This window comes from Streptomyces sp. DG1A-41, from assembly GCF_037055355.1.
Taxonomy (GTDB): Bacteria; Actinomycetota; Actinomycetes; order Streptomycetales; family Streptomycetaceae; genus Streptomyces.
This window is the reverse complement of the sequence record NZ_CP146350.1, coordinates 8,904,815-8,928,344: the sequence shown is the minus strand read 5'-3', so window position 1 is coordinate 8,928,344 and position 23,530 is coordinate 8,904,815. Positions and strand designations below refer to the sequence as shown.

Here is a 23,530-nt window from a genome sequence, read left to right as displayed (position 1 = left end):
GACTCCCACCAACAAGCCCGCCACGCCCACAGAACTAACGAAAACCTCAGTAGGGGTCCTTTCAGAATGCTGGGTGTTTGCGGGCAAGGGTCATGCAGTGGGCGAGTTGGAGGAAGGCGTCATGCATGTCGTCGCGGGCTTCCCAGCGGGTCCGTAGGCGGCGTGGGCTGTGGAGCCAGGCGATGGCGGACTCGGCAACCCACCGCACCCGGCCCAGGCCCGAGCCATGTGGCTGTCCGCGCCGGGCGATCTTCGGGACGATGCCGCGCTCGCGCAGCTGGCGGCGGTAGATGTCGTGGTCGTAGCCACGGTCGGCATACACCGCCCGGGGCTTGCGCCGGGGCCTCCCGCGCTTGCCCCGCACCGGCGGCAGCCCGTCGAGAAGCGGTAGAAGCTGGGTGACGTCGTTACGGTGCCCGCCGGTGTGCGACACCCGCAGCGGAGTGCCATGCGCCTCTGTCAGGACGTGATGCTTCGAGCCCGGCCGTGCACGGTCAACCGGGCTCGGGCCGACTTTTGGGCTGCTTCGCCCCCGCTTGGCCTGCACGTGCGAGGCATCGACGGTGACGCGGGAGAAGTCCAGGCGGTCCGCCGCCCGCAACCGGTCCAGCAGCACCCGCTGGAGTTCCTCCCACACTCCGGCCTCCTGCCATTCGGCCAGCCGCCGCCAGCAGGTAGGCCCGGAACCGAACCCCAACTCCTGCGGCAGGTACTCCCATTGGATTCCGGTGTAGAGGACGAACAGCACACCCTGCAGCGTCTTGCGGTCATCGATCCGCTTGCGCCCCGGGTGCCGGAACCGCCGTTCATGCTTCGGCAGCAGCGGCTCGATCACCGCCCACAGCTCGTCACTGATCTCCCACGGCTTCCGCCGTGCCACGGGTCACCCCCACAAAGACGCAGTCACTTCCATCTCCACCGTGCCACAGGAAGATCATTCTGCAAGGACCCCTAACTCCCGATCATGGAAGATGCATCGATGACCAGTGAGAACGTGACCGATCCCAAGTCTTGTCGAGTCGGCAGAGGTGGTATCGGCGAAGGCCGTGGACGACCAGTTGATCAACGAACTGGTGCACCGGGCCCAGGCCGCCATCGGCTGCCCGTGCGCGTCTACACCACGCCGCGGCCGGGTTCCGGTCAGACGCCGCAGTACTGGCGCAGGTACGCGCCGGTCACGGAGGCGTCCGCCTTCAGCAGGTCGCTCGGGGTGCCGGTGAAGACGATCTCGCCCCCGTGCTTGCCGCCGTCCGGGCCGAGATCGACGACCCAGTCGGCCTGCCGGACCACATCGAGGTTGTGCTCGATGACCACGACGGTGTTGCCGCGGTCCACCAGCCGGTTCAGCAGCGCCACGAGGGTGTCGACGTCCGACATGTGCAGCCCGGTCGTCGGTTCGTCGAGGACATGGACGGCCCCGGTGCGGTGCAGGTGGCCGACCAGTTTCAGCCGCTGGCGTTCACCGCCGGACAGGGTGCTCAGCGGCTGCCCCAGGGTGAGATAGCCCAGGCCCACCTCCAGCATCCCGGCGAGCTTGTCGTGCACCTCGGGCTCGTGGAAGAAGGCGACGGCGTCCTCCGCGGGCATCTCCAGCACGTCCGCGATGGACTGTCCGCGCAGCGTGTGCGCCAGCACCTCGTCCTTGAACCGACTGCCGTCACAGGCCTCGCAGCGCGTGCGCACCGGGTCCATGTAGGCGAGCTCGGTGACGATCTCGCCGCGGCCCTTGCACTCGTCGCAGGCGCCTGCCGAATTGAAACTGAACTGGGAGGCCTGCGTCTTCGTCGCCTTGGCGAACAGCTTGCGGATCGGGTCCATGGCGTCGAGGTGACTGGCGGGCGTGGACCGCGAGGACGCCCTGATGGGCGACTGGTCCACGAAGACCGATTCGGGGTGGGCGGCCATGAAGGCCCCGGCCATCAGTGAGCTCTTGCCCGAGCCCGCCACCCCCGTCACCGCGGTGAGCGTGCCGGTGGGGATGCTCACGGAGACGTTCTTCAGGTTGTGCAGGGTGGCGTTCGCCACGCGCAGTTCACCGGCCGGCTCGCGCACCGGCTCCTTCACCCCGCCGATGGCGCGCAGCCCGGCGCCCGTCGGGGTGCCGGACTCCCGCAGGTCCTCGAAGGAACCCTCGAACACCACCTCACCGCCGTGCGCCCCGGCGCCGGGTCCCATGTCGACCACATGGTCGGCGATGGCGATCACGTCCGGGTCGTGCTCGACCACCAGGATGGTGTTCCCCTTGTCGCGCAGCTCGCGCAGCATGTCGTTGAGCCTGCCCACGTCACGCGGGTGCAGCCCGGTGCTCGGCTCGTCGAAGACGTAGGTCATCCCGATGAGGCTGCTGCTGAGGTGACGTACGGTCTTCAGGCGCTGCGCCTCGCCGCCGGACAGGGACGTGGTCGGGCGGTCCAGGGAGAGATAGCCCAGGCCGACCGTCTCGATCCGGCGCAGGGCGCTGACGACGCCCTCGGCGATGGCGCCGGTGACCGGGTCGCCGGCGGCTGCCAGGACCTCGATCAGGTCGCTGACCTCCATGCGCGTCCAGTCGGCGATGGTGTGGGGCCCGACCTTGGCCGCGAGGGCCGTCGGGTTGAGGCGTGCTCCCCGGCAGGCGCCGCACTCCCCCAGGGTGATGAACCGTTCGATGTTGGCCCGCCCGCGCTCACTCAGCGAGCTCAGGTCGCGCTTGAGGTTCGTACGGGTGAAACGCGCCACTACGCCCTCGTAGTTGAGAGTCGCCGTGCTGTTCGCCGTGCTCACCGTGACCTTGCCACCGCTGCCGTACAGCAGCAGGTGCCATTCGTCGTCGGTGTAGTCGGACAGGCGTTTGGCCGTGTCGAAGTGGCCCGAATTGGCGTATTGCTGCCAATCCATGCTCCCGACCTTGTGGGTGGGGAGCTGGATCGCGCCCTCGTCGAGCGATTTGGAGCGGTCGAGCATGCGGTCCACGTCGACGCGGCGCGCCTGGCCGAGGCCGTCGCACTCCGTGCACATCCCCTGCGGGTCGTTGAAGGAGTAGACGGACGGGGCGTTGCTTGGCGTGGCCAGGCGCGAGAAGAGGACCCTCACGCTGGAGTAGATGTCGGTCATGGTGCCCACCGTGGAGCGCGCGTTGCCGCCGACCGGCTTCTGGTCGACCACGACGGGCGAGGTGAGGCCGGCGATGACATCCGCGTGCGGGCGCTGGTACTTGGGCAGCTGGTTGCGGATGAACCAGCTGAACGTGCCGTTCAGCTGCCGCTGCGCCTCCACCGCGATGGTGTCGAACACCACGGAGGACTTGCCCGAGCCCGACACGCCCGTGAAGACGGTGATCTTGTTCTTGGGCAGTCGGAGAGAGACGTCCTTGAGGTTGTTCTCACGGGCACCGGTGATGACGATGTCGTCTTCTGTGTTTCGCATGCGACGGTGTACCGGAAGGCCTTTCAGTTCATCGGTCGGGACAGGGACGGTCGGAACGGGTTGAGGGCGCAGGCGCCGATCGCCGCGCGCCGTTCGGGGTCGGTGACCCCCAGCCCCTCGCGCGGGGCCAGGCACAGGACGCCGACCTTGCCGGTGTGCTGGTTGAGCTGCACCCGGCGGGCCGCCTCGCCGGCCTCGTCGAGGGTGTGCACCTCGGACAGCACCGGCACGAGCTTGCCGAGGTCGAACAGCCTGTTGCACTCGGCCTGTTCCATGAGGTTGGCGGCGTGGCTGCCGACGACGCGCTTGGAGTGCATCCACAGGTAGCGGTTGTCGAACTCGTGCCGGTAGCCGGTGCTGGACCCGCACGTGACGACGGTGCCGCCACGCCGCAGCACGAAGACGGAGAGCCCGAAGGTGGCCCGGCCGACGTAGTCGAAGACGACGGCGGGGTCCTCTCCGACGGCCTCGCGGATGGCGCGCCCGAGCCGCTTGCCCTGGGCGATGATCTCGTCGCCCGTCCCGCCGCCGCCCAGCCCGAGTTCCGTTCGGTCCAGGACCACGTCACAGCCGAGGGCCCGCACCGCGCGGGCCTTGCCGGGCGAGCCGACCACGGCGACGGGTATGCCGCCCGCCTGCTTGACCAGCTGCACCGCGAAAGCACCCAGGCCGCCTGCCGCGCCCCAGATCAGCACCACGTCGCCGAGTTTGATCCGGGCGCCCTTGTCGCCGATCAGCATCCGGTAGGAGGTGGCCGCGGTGAGCATCGAACTCCCGGCCTCCTCCCAGGTGAGGTGCCCCGGCTTCGGCAGCAGCTGACTCGCCTTCACCAAGGCGTAGTGGGCGAGGCCGCCGAAGTTGGTCTCGTACCCCCAGATGCGCTGGGCCGATCCCAGCATGGCGTCGCCGTGCGTCGCCGGTTCGTGGTCGTCGACCTGGACACAGCTGACCACCACGTGGTCGCCGGCGGACCAGCGGGCGACGGCCGCACCGGTGCGCACCACGACGCCCGCCGCGTCCGAGCCGACCACGTGGTAGGGCAGGTCGTGGCGCGCCGCGAACCCGCCCTGACGGCCGAGGCGCTGGAGGAAGCCGAAGGTCGGCAGTGGCTCGAACGTCGCCGACCAGACGGTGTTGTAGTTGATGGCGCTCGCCAACACGGCCACCAGCACCTCGTCCGGGGCCGGTTCGGGCAGGGGGACCTCTTCGACGCGGAGCGTCTTGCGTACGTCCTTGTCGTCGACGCCGGCGAAGACTCCGGTGTCCTCGGCCCGCAGGCAGGCGGCCCGGTAGCTCTTCGGCAGGGGGATGTTCCGCAGTTCCGCGGCCGGCGCGCCGGCCAGCACCGCGGCGCTCAGGTCGTCCACGGGCACCGCTCCTCTCGTTCCGCCGGATCGTTCGCCGCGCACGGCACGGTGGCGCGCCGGGATGTCATGCCGCCGGGACGCCGTCGCCGAGGTAGCGCTGCCGCTCGACGTACAGTTCGGAGCTGCTCTCGGCCAGTTGCCGAAGCTCCTCGACGTGCTCCCGGAAGCCCGGACGCGTGACCGCGGCCCGCAGGGCGGGGGTGTTCTCCCAGCGGGCGATGTTCACGTAGCGCTGGGGGTCGTCGACGTCCCGGGACAGGGTGTAGCCGAGAATGCCCGGCTGCGCCGTCATGAACTCGGCGACGCGGGCGAAGGCCTTCTCGAAGTCGTCCGGATCGCCGGAGACGGTGAACCTGTTGACGAACGTCACGCTTCCCGCGCGGTCGCCCGGAGCGGCCATGGTGGTCTCCTCGTGAAGTCGAAGAACTGAGGTCAGGACGGTGGTCAGTGTCGGGAGGCGGTCTCGAAATCCGGTCGAAGTCCGGCGGACAGGGCGTGCAGGCAGGCGACGAGGCTGCGGGCCTCCACGTTGAGGTAGTGGCTGTGGCACAGCAGCTCGGACAGCTGCGCCAGGATCACCCACCGGTATCCGGGCCTCGGGTCGTCGTGGTCCCCGCCGGTCTCGACGACCACGTACCGGTTGCGGGCCCTGAAGAAGCGCCCTCCCTCCTCGGCGAGGACGGTGTCGAAGCGGATCTGCTCCGGGCGGGCGGAGAGCACCTCGGCCAGGTACGGAGGCCGTGCGCCCTCCGGCAGCACGTCGTAGTTCGACGGCGTGCACTGCACGGTGGGGGCCAGTTCGGCGGTGTCGACGAACCCCGGCTGGGCCTTGGCCTGCACCAGCAGCTCCACGACACCCTCGCGTTGCCGCACGAGGAAGGCGCACAGGCCTTCGTCGCACGGTTCGATCAGGGGCTGGGACCAGCTGCGGACCTCCCGCCCCGACGCCGCGACGGTCACGCCCATCACGCTGAAGAAGGCGCCGTCCTCGTGCACGATCCTGCCGTCCACGCGCCGCCACCGGTCCACCTCCCGCAGGGGTATCGGGACGATGCGGTCCTCGCGCCCCGAGCGGAAACCGCTCAGCCAGCCGAGCAGTTCCCGGGTGGCCTGCTCATCGGTGGCCCCCGGCTCGCAGGACCGGATCAGGGCGGCCGTGAAGGGATCCGGGGCGGGTCCGCCGTACAGGTCCGAGAGGCCGGCGGTGGCGAACGGCAGGCAGGACAACACGGTGCGGGCGTCCATGTTCACCAGGTCGTCGACGGCCAGGAGCCGGTGCAGCTGCCCCAGGGTCAGCCAGCAGAAGCCGTCCAGCGTCTCGACGTCCTCCGTCACGAGCACCACCATGTTCCGGTTGCGCTTGCGGTAGAACCAGGCCCCCTGCTCGGACTGGCGGACGTCGGCCAGTACCTGGTGGCGGGAGGTGTCGAGGAAGTGGTCGAGGTAGGGCACGCGGTTGCCGCCGTGCACCCGGGTGAAGTTGCTGCGGGTCGCCTGCACGGTCGGTGACAGTTGCAGCCCGCCGGGGTTGCCCGGCTCGTTCTTGGCCTGCATCAGGAAGTGCAGGACGCCGTCGAACTCCTTGGCGAGGATGCCGAGGACGCCCACTTCCGGCTGGTCGAGGATGGGCTGCCGCCACCTGCTGACCGGCGCGCCCGGGACGTGCACCTCCAGCCCGGTCACGGCGTAGAACCGCCCGGACTCGTGGCGCAGGTCCCCGGTCGCCGGGTCGGTGCGCCAGCCGCTGAGCGCGTCGAGGGGTACCACCCCCACCTCCATGGCGAACCGCCGTCCGCAGTCGGTGAACCAATCGTGGAAGGCGTCCAGGTCCGCGAGGTGACCGGAGGTCGCCAGGGCGGATCGTGCGATCCGCAGGGACGGGGAGTCCCCGGGGGACTCCGGGCGGCGCGCGGCCGGCGGGACGGTTGCGGTCAAGGCGGACTCCCGAGTGCCTGATGGCCCGACAGGTCGCCCGCCACGGTGGCCACGGCTGCTCGACGATGCCCACAGCGTGGGTCGAACCCGCGCGCCTCCGGCCGGAGGGGGCCGGGCGGGCTGGGGATTCCCGCCCGGCCCTGTCCGGGGCGCGGTGCCGGCCGCGCGGCCCTGACGGCCGGCCTGCCGCCGGCATCGTTCGGCGCGCTGACCCGCGCCGTCGTCAGCCGCCGAAGGCGGCCGCGTTCTCCCGCACCCACTGGGCGAAGGTCCGGGCCGGCTTGCCGGTCACCTTCTCCACCGTCGGCAGCACCGTGTAACCGGCCTCCGGCGGGTTGGTGCGCATCGTGACGAAGAACTCGATGTCCCCGTCCGAGTAGCCCTGCTCGCGCCACTGCCCGACGATCTCGTCCTGGGACAGCTCGACGTAGCGCACCTCACGGCCGAGGACCTCGGCGATGACGCGCACCTTGTCCGGCGGCGTCAGCGCCTCGGGGCCGGTGAGCCAGTACTCCTGGCCGGCGTGGCCGTCCGAGGTCAGGGCGACGGCGGCGACCGCGGCGATGTCCGCCTCGTGCACCATGGCGCTCTTGGCCTCGGCGAACGCCTCGCGGACCACGCCCTCGGACTTGACCGACTCGGCCCACTCCAGCGCGTTGGACATGAACTCCACAGGCGAGAGGTGGGTCCACTCCAGGCCGCTGGCCTCGACCGCCTGCTCCAGCGGGCTCTTCTCCAGATCGCCCTTGAGCACCGTCACCCGGCGCACCCCGGCCTTGCGGGCCAGGTCGGCGATCTCCGTGCCGTTGGTGAGCGGGGAGAAGTCCTCGCCGCTGAAGCTGATCAGGTGCGCGGCGGTCACTCCGTCGAAGGCCTGGGCCAGGCTGGCGGTGTCCGCCAGGTTCCCGGCTACGGCCTCCGCGCCGGCCGGGAGGTCGGCCTTCTGCGGGTTGCGGGTCAGGGCGCGTACCTGGTGCCCGGAGGCGAGCAACTGCTCCACGAGGGGACGTCCGACATTGCCCGTGGCACCGGCTACAAGAATGGTCATGGGGGGTCTCCTTCCGTCGTGCGACCGACGTTAGGAGCATTCGCGGTCACCTATTGACCGCCATTGATGCGAAACTCTGGCCATGTTGGAAACCTCGGCCCGGCTGCTGCGTCTCCTGGGGCTGCTGCAGACGCAACGTGACTGGTCAGGGCAGGAATTGTCGGACCGGCTGGGTGTCAGCGCGCGGACCATCCGGCGCGACGTGGACAAGCTGCGCGCGCTGGGCTACCCGATCAACGCCATCGGCGGAGTGGGGGGCGGATACCAGCTGGGGGCCGGCGCGTCGCTGCCTCCGCTGCTCCTCGACGACGAGGAGGCGGTCGCCGTGGCGGTGGGGCTGCGGACAGCGGCGTCGGGCGCGGTCACGGGCATCGCGGAGACATCGGTCAGAGCGCTGGCGAAACTGGACCAGGTGCTGCCGTCCCGGCTGCGGCATCAGATCAACACGCTCGGCGCCGCCATGGTCACCATGCCCACTCCGGGCCGCACGATCGACGCCTCGGCGCTGAGCGCCATCGCCTCGGCCGTGCGGGACCGCGAACGGCTCCGGTTCGACTACATCTCCTACGAGGGGGAGCGAACGGTGCGCGACGTGGAGCCGTACCGGCTCGTCCACGACGCGCGGCGCTGGTATCTGTTCGCGTGGGACACCCAGCGGTCGGACTGGCGCAGGTTCCGGGTCGACCGGCTGGAGCTGCGGGTACCGACCGGCCCCCGGTTCAGCCCGCGGCCGCTGCCGACCGAGGACCTGGTGAGTTACCTGTCCACGGGGCGCACCACGGCCCAGTACCGCTACCGGGCCGTGCTGACCATGCGCGGCTCGGCGACGGAGGTGGCCGACGAGGTGCCGACGACGCTGGGCACGGTGGAGCCCATCGACGACGAGTCGTGCCTGCTGCGCATCGGATCGGACAGCCTGGACCACCTGGCGGTGTGGGTGGCCGCGTTCGGGTTCGACTTCGTGGTGCACGAACCGGACGAGCTGGTGGAGCGGCTCCGGACGCTCACCGGCCGGCTGCACCGGGCGGCCTGGCCCGAGAGCGACGAGTGGGCCAGGAGCGTCCGCGACCCGGCGGCCGAGGGGCGGCCTGCGTGAGGGCCGCCCCTCACGCGGCCGTCCTCGGTCAGGCGCGGGCCGGCACCGCGGCGGTGGCGCGGGCGCGTTCTGTCACCGCGTTCTCGGCCTCCCGCAGCGAGACGGCGGCCTTCTCGTGCTCGGCCGGGTCCTGGGAGGTGAACGGGGCGACGGTGTGCGAGGCCGTGATGATCTCCAGGTCGTAGCTGAGGACCTGGCCCAGCACGGTCCGCAGGTACGGCGCGCAGTGGTCCATCGCGTGGTCCGGGGAGGCGGGACCGTAGTCGCCGCCGTACGCCAGAACCACGGTGGCCGGCCGGCCCGCGAGCGGATTGGCGGACGGGTCGTAGGGCAGGGTGCGGCCCATCAGCAGGGACTGGTCGAGCCACGCCTTGAGGTGGGACGGCACGGCCCAGTTGTGCATGGGGGCGCTGATCAGTAGCGCGTCCGCGGACAGGATCTCCTCGACGAGTTCGTCGTGCAGCGCGGCGGCGGTGCGCTGGGCGTCGGTCTCGGGGGCGTTGAGGAGAGTGTGGACCCCGTCGGCGTCCAGGTGCGGCAGCGGGGTCGCCACGAGGTCCCGGTGGGTGATGTCCGCGTCGGACACTTCCTTGGCCCAGGTCTCCTGGAAGAGGCTCGCGAGCCGGCGGGAGACGGAGTAGGGCGAGGGCGAGGAGTCGATGTGCAGCAGGCGGGCCACAGGCCACCTCTCATGAGGATCGGTGAGCGCCCGGGTCCGGCGCTCGGCTGGACGCATGCTCCGGTGCGGCGCTCGAACCTGGTCGGAGCGTTGCTTGCGCCCCGCCTTCCCACCGGCTTCCTCACCCGCGCACGCCGACGAACAGCCCGCGGCCGGAGAGCACCCCCGGCACGTACTCGGGCCGAAGTCCGGCCAGGCGGAAGGCCTTCTCGTACTGGGCGCGGGTGAAGAGCATCGCCCGGTGGACCTCGGTGACGTGCCGGACGCCGCCGTCGGGCGAGGCGATCAGGTAGTGGACGCTCATCCGGGACGCGTCGCCGTCCCGGAGCGTGTGCGCGACCCGGGCGATGGTGGTGCCGTCGGAGTCGATGACGTCGCTGGAGACCCAGCGGTCGACGTAGGTCTCGGGGAACCACCACGGTTCGACGGCGACCACTCCCCCGGGCTCGACGTGCCGGGCGAAACACCGCAGCGCCTGCTGCAGTTCCTCCTGCGAGCCGACGTAGCCGATGGAGGCGAACAGGCAGGTGACGGCGTCGAAGGTGCGGCCCAGGTCGAAGGAGCGCATGTCGCCGGTGTGCAGCGGGACGCCGGGCAGGTCGGCCCGGGCGATCTCCAGCATGGACTCCGAGAGGTCGATCCCCTCGGCGTGGCCGAGCAGCTCGGTGAACGGCCCGAGGTGCCCGCCCGTGCCGCAGGCGACGTCCAGCACGCCGGCGGCCTCGGGCAGCCGCATGCGGATCTGTTCGGCGACGAGTTCCGCCTCCGCGGCGTAGTCCTTGCCCCGTGCGGTGTGCTGCGCGTGGTAGATCTTGGCCGAGTCGGCGCCGTACATGATTCCTCCGTGCCAGGCCGTGGAGTGTCCTTCTGACTCCCGGCAGACTTCCCGCTCCCCGTCGAGCGCCGCTGGAACCCGGCCGGGGCTTGAGCGAGTCGCGATCGAGAAGGTCCACGATGCCCTCGGCACGCCGTCGTCCATGGTGGGACAGGACCGCACGGGCACCGACCGGCGACGGCACAGGCAGCGGAAGGAAGGACACCATGTCCGCGAACGGCAGGGTCGTCGTGCTGGGCGGTACGGGTTTCCTCGGGCGGCATGTGTGCGCCGCCCTCGACGAACGGGGCCTTCAGGTCGTGGCCGTGGGCCGCAGGGCACCGGCCGACCTCCCGCCCTGGCGCTTCCTCGCCCTCGACCTGGTCACGGTGCCTGCGCGCGAACTCGCCCGCGAGCTGGGCGGGATCGGGGCCGGGGTCGTGGTCAACGCAGTGGGGAGCATCTGGGGGCGGCGGGACGACCAGATGTGGGAGGCCGCCGCGGTTCCGACGCTGCGCCTGCTGGACGCCCTGGAGACGCTGTCCGACCGGCCGCGGCTGGTTCATCTCGGTTCGGTGCTCGAGTACGGCAGGATGCGGGAGGGCAGTTCCACCACGGCGGTCACCGAGGCCCGGCCGACCGGCGCGTACGGCCGGGCGAAACTCGCCGCGACCCGGGCCGTGCTGGACCGGCTGCGCACCGGGGAACTGACCGGGATGGTGCTGCGGATCAGCAACATCGCCGGGCCGGGCAGCCCGGACGTGAGCCTGCTCGGGCAGGTGGCCGGGCAGCTCGCGCAGGCGCGTGGCGGTCCCGCGGTGATCCGGCTCGACCCGCTGCTGGCGCACCGCGACTACGTGGACGTCCGCGATGTCGCCGAGGCCGTGGTGGCCGCCGCGCTGTCCCCGCGGTCCGGGGAGCTGGTCGACATCGGCAGCGGCGAGAGTACCTCAGTCCGGTCGCTGGTCGGCCTTTTGATCGAGCGGAGTGGGTTGCCCGCCGTCGTGGAGGAGCACAGCGGGACGGGCAGACAGCACTCCACCGAGACCTGGTCGTGCGTGGACCCCGGTCCCGCGTGGCGGTCGCTCGGCTGGCGGCCGCGCAGGTCGCTCACCGAGGCGGTGGAGGCCTATTGGCGTGAGTTCACCGAGCGAGAAGACGTCGCGACGCGAAAAGGAGAGCCGTCGGCATGACGACTTATGTGTGGGACTACCTGCCGGAGTACGAGGCGGAGCGCGAGGACCTGCTGGACGCCGTCGACACGGTGTTCCGCTCCGGCAGGCTGGTCCTCGGGCCGAGCGTGGCGGGTTTCGAGCAGGAGTTCGCCGCCTATCACGGCACGGCCCACTGCACCGGCGTGGACAACGGCACCAACGCGGTCAAACTCGGCCTGCAGGCGCTGGGCGTGGGTCCCGGCGACGAGGTGATCACCGTGTCGAACACGGCGGCACCGACGGTGGTGGCCATCGACGGCGCGGGTGCCACCCCGGTCTTCGTCGACATCCGCGAGGACGACTTCCTGATGGACACGGACCAGGTCGCCGCCGCCGTCACCCCGCGCACCAAGGCGCTGCTGCCGGTGCACCTGTACGGGCAGTGCGTCGACATGGCGCCGCTGCGCGCGATCGCCGAGCGCCACGGGCTCGCGATCCTGGAGGACTGCGCGCAGGCGCACGGCGCCCGGCATCAGGGCGCACGCGCGGGCACCCTGGGGGATGCCGCCGCGTTCTCCTTCTATCCGACCAAGGTGCTGGGCGCCTACGGCGACGGCGGGGCGGTGCTCACCTCCGACCCGGACGTCGACGCGGCGCTGCGGCGGCTGCGCTACTACGGCATGGAGAAGACGTACTACGTGGTGCAGACGCCCGGGCACAACAGCCGCCTGGACGAGGTGCAGGCCGAGATCCTGCGCCGCAAGCTGCGCCGACTGGACGGTTACGTCGCGGGCCGCCGGGCGGTGGCCGAACGCTACCGCGAGGGGCTGGGCGATCTCGCCGGCCGGGGACTGCTTCTGCCGTCGGTGACCGAGGGGAACGACCACGTCTACTACGTCTACGTGGTGCGTCACCCCCGCCGGGACGCGATCATCGAGCACGTCAAGCGCCACGACATCGCCCTGAACATCAGCTATCCGTGGCCGGTGCACACCAACTCCGGCTTCCGGCACCTCGGTTGCGAGCGCGGCTCGCTGCCCGTGACCGAGCGGCTCGCCGACGAGATCTTTTCGTTGCCGATGTATCCCTCGCTGCCGGCCGGTCTGCAGGACAAGGTGATCTCGGCGGTGCGCGAGGCCGTGCTCAGCGTCTGACCCCCGCCGTGCGTGAACACGACGGTGCCCGCCCCTTCCAGGGCGGGCACCGTCGTGTCCGGCGGCTTCCGGGAGGGCCTCAGACGAGACCCTCGATCGCCTTGACCACCTCCGAGGGGCCGGCAGCCCGGCGATCTCGGTGGCGAGGTCGCGGGCGCGCCGCCGGTAGGAGGCGTCGGCCAGCATCTTGGAGATGTCCGCGGCGACTTCCTCGGGCGGCTCCTGGTGCGAGGCCAACGTGAGCGTGGCGCCGTACTCGTCGACCGGCCGCAGAGGGATCGCCGAGGCCAGGATCTCCGGCAGGACGAGCTGCGGCACCCCGGCGCTCAGCAGGGTCATCACGGTGACCCCGCCTCCGTGGTGCACCGCCAGGTCCAGTGTCGGCGCGATCACGTCCAGGGGGACGAAGCCGGCTTTGATCTCCGGGTAGGCCTCCCGGATCTGCCCGGCGAGCGGCTCGCCCGTGGCCACGACGACCTCGATGTCGCCGGCGTTCAGCAGCGGGTTGTCGAGCAGCGGCCGGAAGAAGTCCATGCCCAGCGCGGGGATGAAGGCGCTGCGCGAGCCGGAGGTGATGAGCACGCGGGGGCGGTCGCCCTTGGCGTACATCCAGGGCTCTAGCGGTATCTGGGGGTTGCCCGCGGTCCAGCGCATGGCCTGGGCGGGTTCGGCGTGGGCCGGGCGCACGCTGGGCGGTGTGATGTCGACGAAGAGCGCGGCGTCCGGGATCGCGTCGAGGCCGTACTCCTTCAGTTCGGGCCGCAGTTCGTCGGTCGCACCCTGCCAGTCGACGTCGGTGCGGTCGTAGATGGCCCAGGTGTGGCGGACCAGGGGCACGCCGAGGCGGTGGGCGACGAGCGGGCCGGCCAGGTTGTACTCGCCGCCGATCACCACGTCCGGCCGCCAGGCCTCGGCCAGTTCCCAGGTGCCCGCGAGGCCGGCCGCGGACAGCCGGGCGAAGCCGCGTCCCGCGAAGTCCATCTCGTGCGCCTCGCCCGTGGGCATGGGCAGCCAGTTGCCCTGCCGGTCCTTGAGCATGGCGTCGGCCATGCCCATGCCGGTCACACCGCGGGCGGGCAGACCGAGGCCGGTGATGAGGTCGAGGTTCTCCTCGGGTGCGGCCACGATGACCTCGTGGCCGGCCGTGCGGGCCGCGGAGGCGAGCGGCACGCTGGCGTGCACGGGCGCGGCACCTCCCCCGGCGACGAACAGGAATCGCATGCTTCTCCTTCGGATCGTCCGGGGGCCGCCGGTCACTGCGGATGCCGTGGCCGGCGGCCCGCCGTTCACTGGCTCACGGCCTTCTTGTAGCGCTGGACGGCCAGCGGCACGAAGATCGCGAGAATCAGCGCCACCCACAGGAACGAGGCGAGAACCGGGTTCTGCAGGGGCCACACTTCGGGTTCGGGCAGGCCCGCCGGGATGTTCCCGAACAGCTGCCGGCATGCCTCGACAACGGCCGAGACGGGGTTCCAGTCCGCGACCACGCGCAGGACGCTGGGCAGTCCCTCGCTGGGCACGAACGAGTTGGAGATGAAGGTGAGCGGCAGTAGGACCATGAGCATGGCGTTGCCGAGCACCTCGGGCGACTTCGCCGTCAGACCGATGGCCGCGGTGATCCAGGAGGCCGCGTAGGCGAAGAGGAACAGCAGCAGGAAGGCGATCGCCGCGTCGACGAAGCCGCCCCGGATCCGCCACCCCATCAACAGGCCGGTCACCGACATCAGCACGATGACGAGCAGGTTGTTGACGGCGTCGCCGTTGGTCCGGCCGACCAGCACCGCCGACTGCGAGATGGGCAGGGAGCGGAAGCGGTCGATCAGCCCCAGCTTCATGTCGTGGGCGATGCCGACCCCGGTGTTCGTGGCGGTGAGCAGCATCGTCTGGGTGAGGATGCCGATGACCATGAACTCGCGGTAGTTGGAGCCGTACACGTCGATCGCGCTGCCGAAGACGAAGCCGAAGAGCAGGGCGAAGGCGATCGGCGCGGCACTGGCGAACACCACGATGTCGGGGTTGCGCAGATTTTTGAGGATGTTGCGCTTGGTGAGGGTGATGCCGTCCTCGACGGCCTGGCTCAGGGAGCTCACTGGACTTCCTCCTTGGCACGGCCGGCGGTCTGCTGCTCGGCCGGCGACCGGTCGGTGAGGGCGAGGAACACCTCGTCCATGCTGGGCCTGCGCACGGTGGTGCCCACCAGCCGCACGGGCGAACGGTCCAGCAGCCGCACGCTGTTGACGAGGGCCTCCGGTCCGTCGGACACGGGGACGATGACCCGGTTGTTCTCCTCGTCGACGGACACCTCGCCGCCCTGGGCGAGGTCCTGCAGCAGTGAGCTGGCCGCGGCGGCGTCCGAGGCGCTGCCCACGGTGATCTCCAGGCGCTCTCCGCCCACCCGGTCCTTCAACTCGTCGGGGGTTCCCTCGGCGATGACCTTGCCCTGGTCCATCACTGTGATCCGGTCGGCCAGTTGGTCGGCCTCCTCCAGGTACTGCGTGGTGAGAAGCAGCGTGCTGCCGCCCCGCACCAGTTCGGCGATGACGTCCCACATGGCCATCCGGCTGCGCACGTCCAGGCCGGTCGTGGGTTCGTCCAGGAACAGCACCTGGGGTTTGGACACCACCGCACAGGCGAGGTCGACCCGGCGGCGCATACCGCCCGAGTAGCCCTTGACCGGTCGGTCGGCGTCATCGGTCAGGCCGAACCGCTCCAGCAGTTCGTCGGCCCGCTGCCTGCTCGCCGTGGCGCCCAGGTGGTACAGCCTGGCCACCATCTTCAGATTCTCCCGGGCGGTCAGGTCCTCGTCCACGGCCGCGTACTGACCCGACAGGCCGATCTTGCGGCGCAGTTCGGCGGCGTCGGTCAGCACGTCGAGGCCGGCCACCGTGGCCCGGCCCGCGTCCGGCCGGAGCAGGGTCGACAGCACCCTCACCGTCGTGGTCTTGCCCGAGCCGTTGGGGCCCAGCAGGCCGTGGACCGTGCCCTCCCGCACTGTCAGATCGAATCCGTCCAGTGCCGTGTTGGGGCCGAAACTCCTCCTCAGCCCCTCGGCGACGATCGCGTTCGTCATTGCTCCTCCCTCACCCGCATGGTGCGAGCTCGCATTGGTGCCCCGACGGCTCCGCCAAGGCGCTCACACCGTAGGGCCGATCGCGGACAGCTTTTGTCCGCCGTCGCCGGGTGCCTCGGGGAACCTCTGTCTTACGGCGGGATCGGGCGGTTGTCATTGTGGGCCCGGGACGCTGGACGGACGGTCGAATAGCACCTGATCCGCCGGTCCGCGGGTGCGGGATTCACAGAAAGCGCCATCGGCCGCCACGAGTAGGCATGCCTTATTCCTCTCAGGCAAACAAAAGGTAATACAACGCTAAAGCAGCAATTCCCGTTCCGGTTCCGGCCGACGGTGAAAGAAGCCCGAAACAAACCGTGGCCGGGGGAAAGCGCATGCCGGACCCGTCCGCAGTGCGGTTCGCCCCGCGACGGCCGCCGGAAGAGAGCGCCTGCCGCCTCCCGGGCAGGCCGGCGGGGTCGCGATCGAGGCGCAATCCAGGCGGTCCATAGCGCCGGGCTCCACGGTGTCGGCACCGCGTCACGGGCGCGGCGGCCGCCGCGCCGCCCCGTTCGTGGCCGGTTCCGTCCACCTCTTGCCGCATCAACGGTCCGCCAGGGACCGGGAAACGGATGACTGAACATGAGCCGGAGACTCGGTGTCCTCACCCTCGTGGGCGCGCTCGCCCTCGTGCCCCTCATGCCGTCGGCCGCAGGAGCCGCCGAGGTCCCCGCGGCGACCCGGACCGCTGCCGCCGCGCACTTCAAGGCCGCTCCCGTCGGCGTGTGGAACGGCACCGTGTCGTTCCCGGCCGGTCAGGTCGAGGCACGGATGCTGTTCCGGCCGAACGGCACTCTGTGCCTGATCGCCCCGCCCCCCGGGCCCGAAGGGGGCATCGAGGGGCAGGGGACCTGGAAGAGCACCGGCCGCAACACCTTCACCTTCCAGGTGAAGGAACGATTCTTCGACGGTGCGGGCAACACCACGGGCTATCTCCGGGCCAGCCACCGCGCCACGCTGCGCGGCAACCACTTCTCGACGGTGGGCGAAGGAGCGTTCTACGACGCGTCCGGACGCGAGGAGGACTCCTTCGCCGTCACGTCCGAGATGCGCCGCGAGAGCCGCTCGGACACCTGCTGAGCCGCTTGGGCACCGGTCAGGCCGCCGCGGGCCGGTCCCGGAGAAGGGTCCGGGACCGGGTGCGCAGCCGGCCGTCCGTGCGGACCAGGACGTCCGTCACGGCGTAGGTCGACTCGAACCGGACCTGGCCGTCCTTGTCCGTCAGCGTCACGAGGGATCCGTAGGCCACGGTCACGGAGCCGTCGTCGGCCAGTTCCATCCGGTAGTTGTCGTTCCAGTGCCGGACCACGACCTCCCGGTACCGGGGCAGGGCGGCGCGGGCGTGCTCCAGCAGCGCGCCCCTGCCCTCCAGCTTCTGCCCACGGTGGACGTGGTGCGTCACGCCGTCCTCCGTGAACGTCTCGGCGTACCCGTCGAGGTCGAGCGCGTCGAGCAGGGCCATCTGCCCCGCGTAGAAGCGCAGCACCTCCACGTACAGGTCCGTGCTCACCGCTGCCATCCGTTGCCCCCTGTCCTGGTCACCAGGTGTCCCGTCCCCGCCGGTTCGCTGACGGCGACGCCGCTCGTCTCCTCTCCGAAGCCCGCTCCGCGCGCCGCCACGGCCGGAACGGCCTCGGCACGCACCGGCCGGACCGGTGGTGGTGCTTCCAGGTCGAGCTCGGAGCGCAGCACCGCCCGCTGCAGCTTCTGCAGCCGGACCGAAGGCTCCACGCCCAGTTCGCGGTTGAGCGTCTGGCGTAGGTTCCGGAAGACCTCCAGTGCCTGCGACTGCCGCCCGGCCCGGTAGAGCGAGACCATGTGGTGGGCGCAGAGGTTCTCGTGCATCGGGTGCTTGGCGGTCAGCACGGTGAGTTCGCTGAGCACGGCGTTGTGCCGGCCGAGCCGTATGTCCGCACCGATCCGGCTGTCCAGGGCGATGAGCCGGCTCTCCTCGAGCCGGGCCACCTCGATGCTCAGGGGCATACCCACCCGCACGTCGGCGAGCGCATGCCCCTGCCACTGGCCCAGTGCCCTGCCCAGGTGACGCGAGGCGGCCTCGTAGTCACCGCGCTCGATCGCCCGGTTGCCGGCTTCCACCAGCTGTTCGTAGACCCACACGTCGACGTCCTCGGGTGCCACGTCGAGCAGGTAACCGTCGAAGCGGGTCACCAGGACGTCCTTGGCGCGGGTCGGGGCTCCGGCCGGCAGGGCCGAGTCGATCAGCCTGCGCAGCTGGAGTATGTAGGTCTGCAGCGTGGTCCGTACGCTCATCGGCGGGCGGTCGCCCCAGAGTTCCTCGATGAGAGCGGGCACGGACACGATGCGTCCGGCACTCAGAGCCAGCATGGCCAGAACTTGACGAGGCTTGGCGGCGGTTGGTGTCACCGATCGGCCGTTCAAGGTAGCGTTCAGCTCTCCCAGAAGGCGGATGCTCACGAATTCCCCCAGTAAAGTCGTGCAGTTCCACGGATGGTCAGACCGCGGGACGGTGCCGAGCACTTGCACGTTTGGCCACGTCCTGGCTCAAGACGCTGTAGGCGATGGATCAGGCAACCCCCCGTCATTACCTGTGGCAGCGACGACCGTCAGCCTATGTACGCCCTGTCAGCCGGTCAACAATCGACCCGGGCTAACAATGCACCACCGACGCTCGGATTCCTTCCAAAAACTGTCCTGGAATATTCATCAGCCAACTCGAATCTGACTCGATCGGACTGTCGCACGGCATCGGTTTGACATGTTCCGTGCAAATGAGGCAGGGCCCGCCCCTGTTCGTCAGAGTGCGGGCCCCACGTCGTGCGGACGCGTGCTCAGTAGTTGCCGAGTCCGCCGCAGACGTTGAGCGCCTGCGCGGTGATCGAGGCGGCGGAGTCGGTCACCAGGTAGCCGACCAGGCCCGCCACCTCCTCGGGGGTCGCGTAACGACCCAGCGGGATCTTGGCGTTGAAGCGGTCCAGCACCTCCTGCTCGGAGATGCCCCAGTGGGCCGCGTAGCCCTGCCGCACCCGGACGGCCATGGGCGTCTCGACGTAGCCGGGGCACACCGCGTTCACCGTGATGCCCCGCTGGGCCAGTTCGAAGCCCACGGACTTCGTGAAGCCGACGACACCGTGCTTGGACGCCGTGTACGGAGCCGCGTACATCACGCCCTGCTTGCCCGCGGTCGAGGCGATGTTGACGATGCGTCCCCACCCGGCGTCGAGCATGCCGCCGGCCCGCAGCACCTCCTGGGTCACCCGGAACACGCTGGTCAGATTGGTCTCCAGCACGTCCAGCCAGAGGTCCTCGTCGAGGTCGGCGATCTCTCCGCCGCCGCCGCGGCCGGCATTGTTGACGAGGATGTCGATCCGGCCGAACCGGTCGGTGGCGGCGGCCACCGCGGCGGCGATCTGCTCGCGCGAGGTGACGTCGCAGGACGTGCCGTCCGCTGCGCAGCCGGCGTCGCGCAGCTCCTCCACGACCTCGGCGACCTTCTTCCCCTCGCGCGCGCAGCCGAAGACGGCGACGCCCTGGCGGGTTAGCGTGCGGGCCGTGGCGAGCCCGATCCCGCTGCTGACGCCCGTGATGAAGGCGGTTCGCGCACTGGTCATGTTGTCTCCTTCTCGTCGGCTCGACGGCTCGTCGGCTCGTTCCGGCCGCCGGTCAGGCGGCGCAGTGCGGCAGGCCGCCGTTGAATTCGGCCATCTCCCTCAGCGAAGCGGCCACGTCGATGCGCTCACCGGGCGCCAGTCCGTCGAGTTCGGCGTAGGCGCGGTGCAGGTTGCCCACCAGGCGCTCGGCGTCGACGAGCGCGGCGAACGGCCCGGGGTCCGCGTGCTTGGCCGTCTCCAGTACGGTCCTGCGCTCCCGCTTGCCGTCTTCGGCCAGCCGCCGGAGCCAGCGCAGATACGCCTCGGTGGCGTCGAGGACCTCCGGGCCGCCCGCCGGGCCGTGCCCCGGTACGACGATCCGCGGGCCGAGCGCACGCAACTCGGCCAAAGCCCGCAGGGAGCCCTCGACGGAGCCCATCAGCACGTACGGGGTGACCCCCGACCAGGCAACGTCCCCGGTGAAGAGCACGCCGCGCCGGGGCACCCAGGCGACCACGTCGCTCGCCGTGTGCGCGGGGCCCACCCGGGACAGCTCGACGGTCAGCTCGCCCAGCCGCAGGGTGAGGCGGTCGGTGAACGTCACGTCCGGCAGGGTGAGTTGCGGGTCGCCCCAGTCGACGTCCGGCCAGATGCCGCACAGGGCGAGCCCCGCCTCCGCCATGTCGGAGCGGGTCTGTTCATGGGCGATGACGGTGGCGCGCGGCACGAACTGGTCGTTGCCGAAGACGTGGTCGCCGTGGAAGTGGGTGTTGACCACGGCGTCCGGGCCGCCGGGGGCGACCCCGTGCACCGCATCGCGCAGGCGGCGCGCCCGCGCCCGGGTGGCCGCCGTGTCGATCAGCACCGCCTGTCCGCCCGCCACGACGAGCCCCGCGTTGTTCAGGCACCACCCGCCGGGCAACTGCTCGTAGACATGGACGCCTTCGGCCAGTTCGCGCAGTGCGTGAGGCGCCGCCGTCCCGGCGGTCACCGTCAGACCACCTCCGAGAAGCGCTGCAGGGTCTCGCCGGGGCTCGGTCCGTCCAGGGCCTGGAAGATGCGCTCGGCGTCCGGGCCGTGCTTGTCCAGGCGGACGTGGGCGAGTTCGACCCGGGTGAGGCCGGAACCGGCCGGGGTGAAGACGACCTCGATCTCGCTGGCCCGCTCGTCGTCCGGCACCGACTGCCACCGGCCGTCCACCCGCCAGGTCAGGCGCAGCCCGTGCGGGGGGTTCCACTCGAGGACGGTGCCCCAGTCGACCTCGTTGCCCTCCACGTCCCACTCGTAGTAACGGCCGCCCACCTTCGGCTCCATGGCCAGACCCGCCCGGGGGTTGGTCAGCAGAACGTGCGTGGGCGGCCACCAGTCGGCCATTCGCTCGGTGAAGACCTCGAAGCAGCGCTGGGGGCCGGCCTTGACCTCGACCCACTTGCGTACGTCGGGAACAGAACCGTGCGGCATGAACTCTTCCTTCCGCCGGGTGCAGGAGTGTGCCGCCACCGTCATCGGATCAGCTCGACCTCGTGTGGAGCACGGCTCGAACCCCCGGCGCGTGGCGCGTTCCAACGCGCCTGGACCGTGAGTCGAGGACCGGGGCGCAGGCTGGCGGACGCGCACGGCCCGTCCGTCCCGAGTGGTGCCGCGAGCGGCACGTAGCGACACCGGCCCGCGCCATCCGACTCATCGTCACCGCGAAGGAGCCCCATGGCCCGAAGGGCAGTCATCACCGGAATCGGCGTCGTCGCGCCGGGAGGGATCGGAACCGAACCCTTCTGGCGGCTCCTCGTCGAGGGCAGGACGGCGACGCGTACGATCACCCAGTTCGACGCGAGCAAGCACCGCTGCCGCGTCGCGGCCGAGTGCGACTTCGATCCGCTCGCGCTCGGCATGACGCCGCAGGAGGTACGCCGCACCGACCGGGTCTCCCAGCTCGCCATGGTGGCGGCCGGCGAGGCCCTCGCCGACAGCGGTCTGGAGATCGACGGCGCGCTCGCCGAGCGCACCGGGGTGGCCCTGGGCAGCGCCGTGGGCGGCACCACCACCATGGAGCGGGAGTACTCCGTGCTCTCCGAGGGCGGCCGGGACTGGGTCGTGGACCCGTCGTTCGCGGTGCCCCATCTGTACGACTACTTCCTGCCGAGTTCCATCGCCTCCGAAGTCGCCCGCACCACGGGCGCTCTGGGACCGGCGGCCGTGGTGTCCACCGGCTGCACCTCCGGCATCGACTCCGTGGGCTACGCGGCGGAGCTGATCCGGGACGGCGAGGCCGATGTGATGGTCACCGGCGCGACCGACGCGCCGATCTCCCCCATCACCGTGACGTGCTTCGACGTCATCCGGGCCACGTCCGCGCGCAACGACGAACCGGCCACCGCCTGCCGCCCGTTCGACCGGACCCGCACGGGCCTGATCCTGGGCGAGGGGTCGGCCGTGCTGATCCTGGAGGAACTGGAACACGCCCGGCGGCGCGGCGCGACCGTCTACGCGGAGGTGTCCGGGTACGCCGCGCGCTGCAACGCGTACCACATGACCGGGCTCACGGCGGAGGGCCGGGAGATGTCCGAGGCCATCGACCTCGCCCTCGCCGAGGCCCGGGTCGACCCGAGCGCCGTGGATTACGTCAACGCCCACGGCTCCGGCACCAAGCAGAACGACCGTCACGAGACGGCCGCCGTGAAGCGCAGCCTCGGGCAACACGCCTACAACACGCCGATGAGCGGTATCAAGTCCATGATCGGCCACTCGCTCGGTGCGATCGGATCGCTGGAGATCGCGGCGTGCGCCCTGTCCATGCGCAACGGCGTGGTCGTCCCGACGGCCAATCTGCACGAACCGGATCCCGAGTGCGATCTGGACTACGTGCCGAACACCGCCCGGGAGAAGCGGCTGGACGCGGTGCTCACGGTGGGCAGTGGTTTCGGAGGTTTCCAGAGCGCGATGGTGCTCACGAGTCTGGAGCGGACCGCAGCATGACCAAGGACGTCGTTGTCACGGGTGCGGATGCCGCCGCACCGAACGGAGTCGGCCTGGAGACCTACTGGGCCGCCGCCCTCAAGGGAGTCTCGGCGATCGCGCCGATCAGCAGGTTCGACGCGACGGGCTATCCGGTGCGGCTGGCCGCCGAGGTGCCCCCGTCCGACGCGGAGCGCACCTTCCCCAGGAAGCTGCAGCCGCAGACCGACCGGCTCACCCAGTTGGCCATGCTGTGCGCGGACAACGCGCTGGCCGGTGCCGAGGTCGACCCCGCGGCGCTTCCGGAGTTCGGCGCCGGGGTCGCCGTCTCCAGTGCCAGCGGAGGACTGGAGTTCGGCCAGCGGCAGCTCCAGCACCTGTGGGGCACCGGCTGGGAGTCGGTCAGCCCGTACATGTCCTTCGCCTGGTACTACGCCGTCAACACCGGGCAGATCTCCATCCGCAACGCCCTGCGCGGTCCCAGCGGGGTGGTCGTCTCGGAGCAGGCGGGTGGCCTGGACTCGATCGCCTTCGCGCGCCGCAGGATCCGCCGCGGGACACCGCTCATGCTGGCCGGCGGATTCGACGGCGTACTGTGCCCGTACGGTGTCTCGACCGTCTCGGTGGCCACCGGGGTGAGCCGCGGCACCGACCCGGAGCGGGCCTGTCTGCCGTTCCACTCCTCGTCCTCCGGGTTCGTGCCCGGGGAGGGCGGGGCCGTGCTGGTGCTGGAGTCGCGGGCGGCCGCCGCCGAGCGCGGTGTCCCCGTGCTGGGCACGGTGGCCGGGCACGCCGCCGCCTTCGACCCGGACCCGGCGGGCTCGGGCGGTGACGGGCTGGCGCGGGCGGCGCGCGGCGCGCTGGCCGACGCCGGTCTGACGGCCGCCGACGTCGACGTCGTGTTCGCCGACGCCGCCGGCAGCCCCGACCTCGACCGGGCCGAGGCCGATGCGCTGACCGGGCTGTTCGGTGTGCGCGGGGTGCCGGTGAGCACCCCCAAGGCACTGGTGGGCCGACTGATGTCCGGCGGCTCGGCCCTGGACGCGGTCACCGCCCTGCTCAGCATCCGCGACGGGCTCCTCCCGCCCGTGCCGGGCATCGCGCCCGAGGAGGTCGATCCGCGTGTCGACCTGGTGGTCGGCGAGCCGCGCGGCCGGGAGGTCCGCACTGCACTGGTGCTGGCACGGGGGCACGGGGGCTTCGCCTCGGCGATGGTGATCACCGCACCCTGAGCGCGCACAGGCCCGG

23 protein-coding genes are annotated in these 23,530 nt (G+C 70.9%); 8 read left to right on the top strand and 15 right to left on the bottom strand.

Going from position 1 to position 23,530, the window contains the following annotated elements; all coding sequences use genetic code 11:
• Positions 1-61: 61 nt before the first annotated feature.
• From V8690_RS41280 to V8690_RS41255, 6 genes are all read right to left on the bottom strand, one after another.
• Complete coding sequence (locus V8690_RS41280; RefSeq protein WP_338785137.1) at positions 62-880, bottom strand: IS5 family transposase; 819 nt, start codon at positions 878-880, stop codon at positions 62-64.
• A 260-nt stretch (positions 881-1,140) separates the two neighbouring features.
• Complete coding sequence (locus V8690_RS41275; protein ID WP_338785136.1) at positions 1,141-3,405, bottom strand: excinuclease ABC subunit UvrA; 2,265 nt, start codon at positions 3,403-3,405, stop codon at positions 1,141-1,143.
• A gap of 23 nt (positions 3,406-3,428) precedes the next feature.
• The gene (ccrA, locus tag V8690_RS41270) at positions 3,429-4,772 is read right to left on the bottom strand and encodes a crotonyl-CoA carboxylase/reductase (protein ID WP_338785135.1); all 1,344 of its coding nucleotides are present in this window, start codon (positions 4,770-4,772) and stop codon (positions 3,429-3,431) included.
• Between the two features lie 64 nt (positions 4,773-4,836).
• On the bottom strand, positions 4,837-5,172 hold the full coding sequence (locus V8690_RS41265) for an antibiotic biosynthesis monooxygenase family protein (RefSeq protein WP_338785134.1): 336 nt from the start codon (positions 5,170-5,172) through the stop codon (positions 4,837-4,839).
• 44 nt (positions 5,173-5,216) lie between these two features.
• Positions 5,217-6,707: an NDP-hexose 2,3-dehydratase family protein gene (locus tag V8690_RS41260; protein ID WP_338785133.1), complete on the bottom strand. Its 1,491-nt coding sequence runs from the start codon at positions 6,705-6,707 to the stop codon at positions 5,217-5,219.
• A 223-nt stretch (positions 6,708-6,930) separates the two neighbouring features.
• A complete protein-coding gene (locus V8690_RS41255; protein ID WP_338785131.1) occupies positions 6,931-7,755 on the bottom strand; it encodes an NAD(P)H-binding protein in 825 nt (274 codons plus the stop codon).
• Between the two features lie 82 nt (positions 7,756-7,837).
• Here V8690_RS41255 and V8690_RS41250 point away from each other — a divergent pair, with 82 nt between their 5' ends.
• Positions 7,838-8,851, top strand: coding sequence for a WYL domain-containing protein (locus tag V8690_RS41250; protein WP_338785130.1), 1,014 nt, complete (start codon positions 7,838-7,840; stop codon positions 8,849-8,851).
• Positions 8,852-8,879: 28 nt separating this feature from the next.
• Here the strand turns inward: V8690_RS41250 and V8690_RS41245 are convergent, their stop codons facing one another.
• The gene (locus tag V8690_RS41245; protein WP_338785129.1) at positions 8,880-9,530 is read right to left on the bottom strand and encodes an NAD(P)H-dependent oxidoreductase; all 651 of its coding nucleotides are present in this window, start codon (positions 9,528-9,530) and stop codon (positions 8,880-8,882) included.
• A 121-nt stretch (positions 9,531-9,651) separates the two neighbouring features.
• Positions 9,652-10,365 carry a class I SAM-dependent methyltransferase gene (locus V8690_RS41240; protein ID WP_338785128.1) on the bottom strand — a complete coding sequence of 238 codons (714 nt, stop codon included), beginning with the start codon at positions 10,363-10,365 and terminating at the stop codon, positions 9,652-9,654.
• A 206-nt stretch (positions 10,366-10,571) separates the two neighbouring features.
• Between V8690_RS41240 and V8690_RS41235 the strand changes: the two genes are divergently transcribed.
• The 4 genes from V8690_RS41235 (at position 10,572) to V8690_RS41220 (ending at position 13,460) form a co-directional block, all read left to right on the top strand.
• A complete protein-coding gene (locus V8690_RS41235) occupies positions 10,572-11,537 on the top strand; it encodes an NAD(P)-dependent oxidoreductase (RefSeq protein ID WP_338785127.1) in 966 nt (321 codons plus the stop codon).
• Positions 11,534-12,652: a DegT/DnrJ/EryC1/StrS family aminotransferase gene (locus V8690_RS41230; RefSeq protein ID WP_338785126.1), complete on the top strand. Its 1,119-nt coding sequence runs from the start codon at positions 11,534-11,536 to the stop codon at positions 12,650-12,652. Before V8690_RS41235 ends, V8690_RS41230 begins: the two co-directional genes overlap by 4 nt.
• A gap of 193 nt (positions 12,653-12,845) precedes the next feature.
• Entirely contained in the window at positions 12,846-13,082 is a 237-nt protein-coding gene (locus tag V8690_RS41225) for a hypothetical protein (RefSeq protein WP_338785125.1), read from the top strand.
• A 33-nt stretch (positions 13,083-13,115) separates the two neighbouring features.
• On the top strand, positions 13,116-13,460 hold the full coding sequence (locus tag V8690_RS41220; protein ID WP_338785124.1) for a hypothetical protein: 345 nt from the start codon (positions 13,116-13,118) through the stop codon (positions 13,458-13,460).
• 478 nt (positions 13,461-13,938) lie between these two features.
• On the opposite strand, the gene V8690_RS41215 is transcribed toward V8690_RS41220, so the two are convergent.
• Both V8690_RS41215 and V8690_RS41210 read right to left on the bottom strand, forming a co-directional pair.
• Positions 13,939-14,742, bottom strand: a complete 804-nt coding sequence (locus V8690_RS41215) for an ABC transporter permease (RefSeq protein ID WP_338785123.1) — start codon at positions 14,740-14,742, stop codon at positions 13,939-13,941.
• Positions 14,739-15,722, bottom strand: a complete 984-nt coding sequence (locus V8690_RS41210; protein WP_338785122.1) for an ATP-binding cassette domain-containing protein — start codon at positions 15,720-15,722, stop codon at positions 14,739-14,741. Before V8690_RS41210 ends, V8690_RS41215 begins: the two co-directional genes overlap by 4 nt.
• A 621-nt stretch (positions 15,723-16,343) precedes the next feature.
• On the opposite strand from V8690_RS41210, the gene V8690_RS41205 reads away from it, so the two are divergent.
• A complete protein-coding gene (locus V8690_RS41205) occupies positions 16,344-16,841 on the top strand; it encodes a hypothetical protein (protein ID WP_338785121.1) in 498 nt (165 codons plus the stop codon).
• Between the two features lie 16 nt (positions 16,842-16,857).
• Here V8690_RS41205 and V8690_RS41200 read toward each other — a convergent pair whose 3' ends face one another.
• The 5 genes from V8690_RS41200 to V8690_RS41180 all read right to left on the bottom strand — a co-directional run bounded on the left by V8690_RS41200 (position 16,858) and on the right by V8690_RS41180 (position 20,791).
• Positions 16,858-17,271 (bottom strand): nuclear transport factor 2 family protein, encoded by a 414-nt coding sequence (locus tag V8690_RS41200; RefSeq protein WP_338785120.1) that lies wholly within the window; start codon positions 17,269-17,271, stop codon positions 16,858-16,860.
• Complete coding sequence (locus V8690_RS41195; protein WP_338785119.1) at positions 17,268-18,146, bottom strand: AfsR/SARP family transcriptional regulator; 879 nt, start codon at positions 18,144-18,146, stop codon at positions 17,268-17,270. The genes V8690_RS41200 and V8690_RS41195 overlap by 4 nt, the downstream gene beginning before the upstream one ends.
• A 425-nt stretch (positions 18,147-18,571) precedes the next feature.
• Positions 18,572-19,351: an SDR family NAD(P)-dependent oxidoreductase gene (locus V8690_RS41190; RefSeq protein ID WP_338785118.1), complete on the bottom strand. Its 780-nt coding sequence runs from the start codon at positions 19,349-19,351 to the stop codon at positions 18,572-18,574.
• A gap of 52 nt (positions 19,352-19,403) precedes the next feature.
• Positions 19,404-20,321, bottom strand: a complete 918-nt coding sequence (locus V8690_RS41185; RefSeq protein ID WP_338785117.1) for an MBL fold metallo-hydrolase — start codon at positions 20,319-20,321, stop codon at positions 19,404-19,406.
• A 2-nt stretch (positions 20,322-20,323) separates the two neighbouring features.
• Positions 20,324-20,791, bottom strand: a complete 468-nt coding sequence (locus V8690_RS41180) for an SRPBCC domain-containing protein (protein WP_338785116.1) — start codon at positions 20,789-20,791, stop codon at positions 20,324-20,326.
• Positions 20,792-21,034: 243 nt separating this feature from the next.
• Here V8690_RS41180 and V8690_RS41175 point away from each other — a divergent pair, with 243 nt between their 5' ends.
• Positions 21,035-22,303, top strand: a complete 1,269-nt coding sequence (locus V8690_RS41175) for a beta-ketoacyl-[acyl-carrier-protein] synthase family protein (RefSeq protein ID WP_338785115.1) — start codon at positions 21,035-21,037, stop codon at positions 22,301-22,303.
• Positions 22,300-23,514 carry a beta-ketoacyl synthase N-terminal-like domain-containing protein gene (locus V8690_RS41170; protein WP_338785114.1) on the top strand — a complete coding sequence of 405 codons (1,215 nt, stop codon included), beginning with the start codon at positions 22,300-22,302 and terminating at the stop codon, positions 23,512-23,514. The genes V8690_RS41175 and V8690_RS41170 overlap by 4 nt, the downstream gene beginning before the upstream one ends.
• Positions 23,515-23,530: the final 16 nt, after the last annotated feature.

Coding starts and splice junctions, on each gene's coding strand:
- V8690_RS41210 (WP_338785122.1), bottom strand. CDS start 15,722: ATGACGAACGCGATCGTCGCCGAGGGGCTGAGGAGGAGTTTCGGCCCC.
- V8690_RS41230 (WP_338785126.1), top strand. CDS start 11,534: ATGACGACTTATGTGTGGGACTACCTGCCGGAGTACGAGGCGGAGCGC.
- V8690_RS41240 (WP_338785128.1), bottom strand. CDS start 10,365: ATGTACGGCGCCGACTCGGCCAAGATCTACCACGCGCAGCACACCGCA.
- V8690_RS41205 (WP_338785121.1), top strand. CDS start 16,344: ATGAGCCGGAGACTCGGTGTCCTCACCCTCGTGGGCGCGCTCGCCCTC.
- V8690_RS41265 (WP_338785134.1), bottom strand. CDS start 5,172: ATGGCCGCTCCGGGCGACCGCGCGGGAAGCGTGACGTTCGTCAACAGG.
- V8690_RS41235 (WP_338785127.1), top strand. CDS start 10,572: ATGTCCGCGAACGGCAGGGTCGTCGTGCTGGGCGGTACGGGTTTCCTC.
- V8690_RS41250 (WP_338785130.1), top strand. CDS start 7,838: ATGTTGGAAACCTCGGCCCGGCTGCTGCGTCTCCTGGGGCTGCTGCAG.
- V8690_RS41225 (WP_338785125.1), top strand. CDS start 12,846: ATGTCCGCGGCGACTTCCTCGGGCGGCTCCTGGTGCGAGGCCAACGTG.
- V8690_RS41175 (WP_338785115.1), top strand. CDS start 21,035: ATGGCCCGAAGGGCAGTCATCACCGGAATCGGCGTCGTCGCGCCGGGA.
- V8690_RS41190 (WP_338785118.1), bottom strand. CDS start 19,351: ATGACCAGTGCGCGAACCGCCTTCATCACGGGCGTCAGCAGCGGGATC.
- V8690_RS41255 (WP_338785131.1), bottom strand. CDS start 7,755: ATGACCATTCTTGTAGCCGGTGCCACGGGCAATGTCGGACGTCCCCTC.
- V8690_RS41180 (WP_338785116.1), bottom strand. CDS start 20,791: ATGCCGCACGGTTCTGTTCCCGACGTACGCAAGTGGGTCGAGGTCAAG.
- V8690_RS41170 (WP_338785114.1), top strand. CDS start 22,300: ATGACCAAGGACGTCGTTGTCACGGGTGCGGATGCCGCCGCACCGAAC.
- V8690_RS41275 (WP_338785136.1), bottom strand. CDS start 3,405: ATGCGAAACACAGAAGACGACATCGTCATCACCGGTGCCCGTGAGAAC.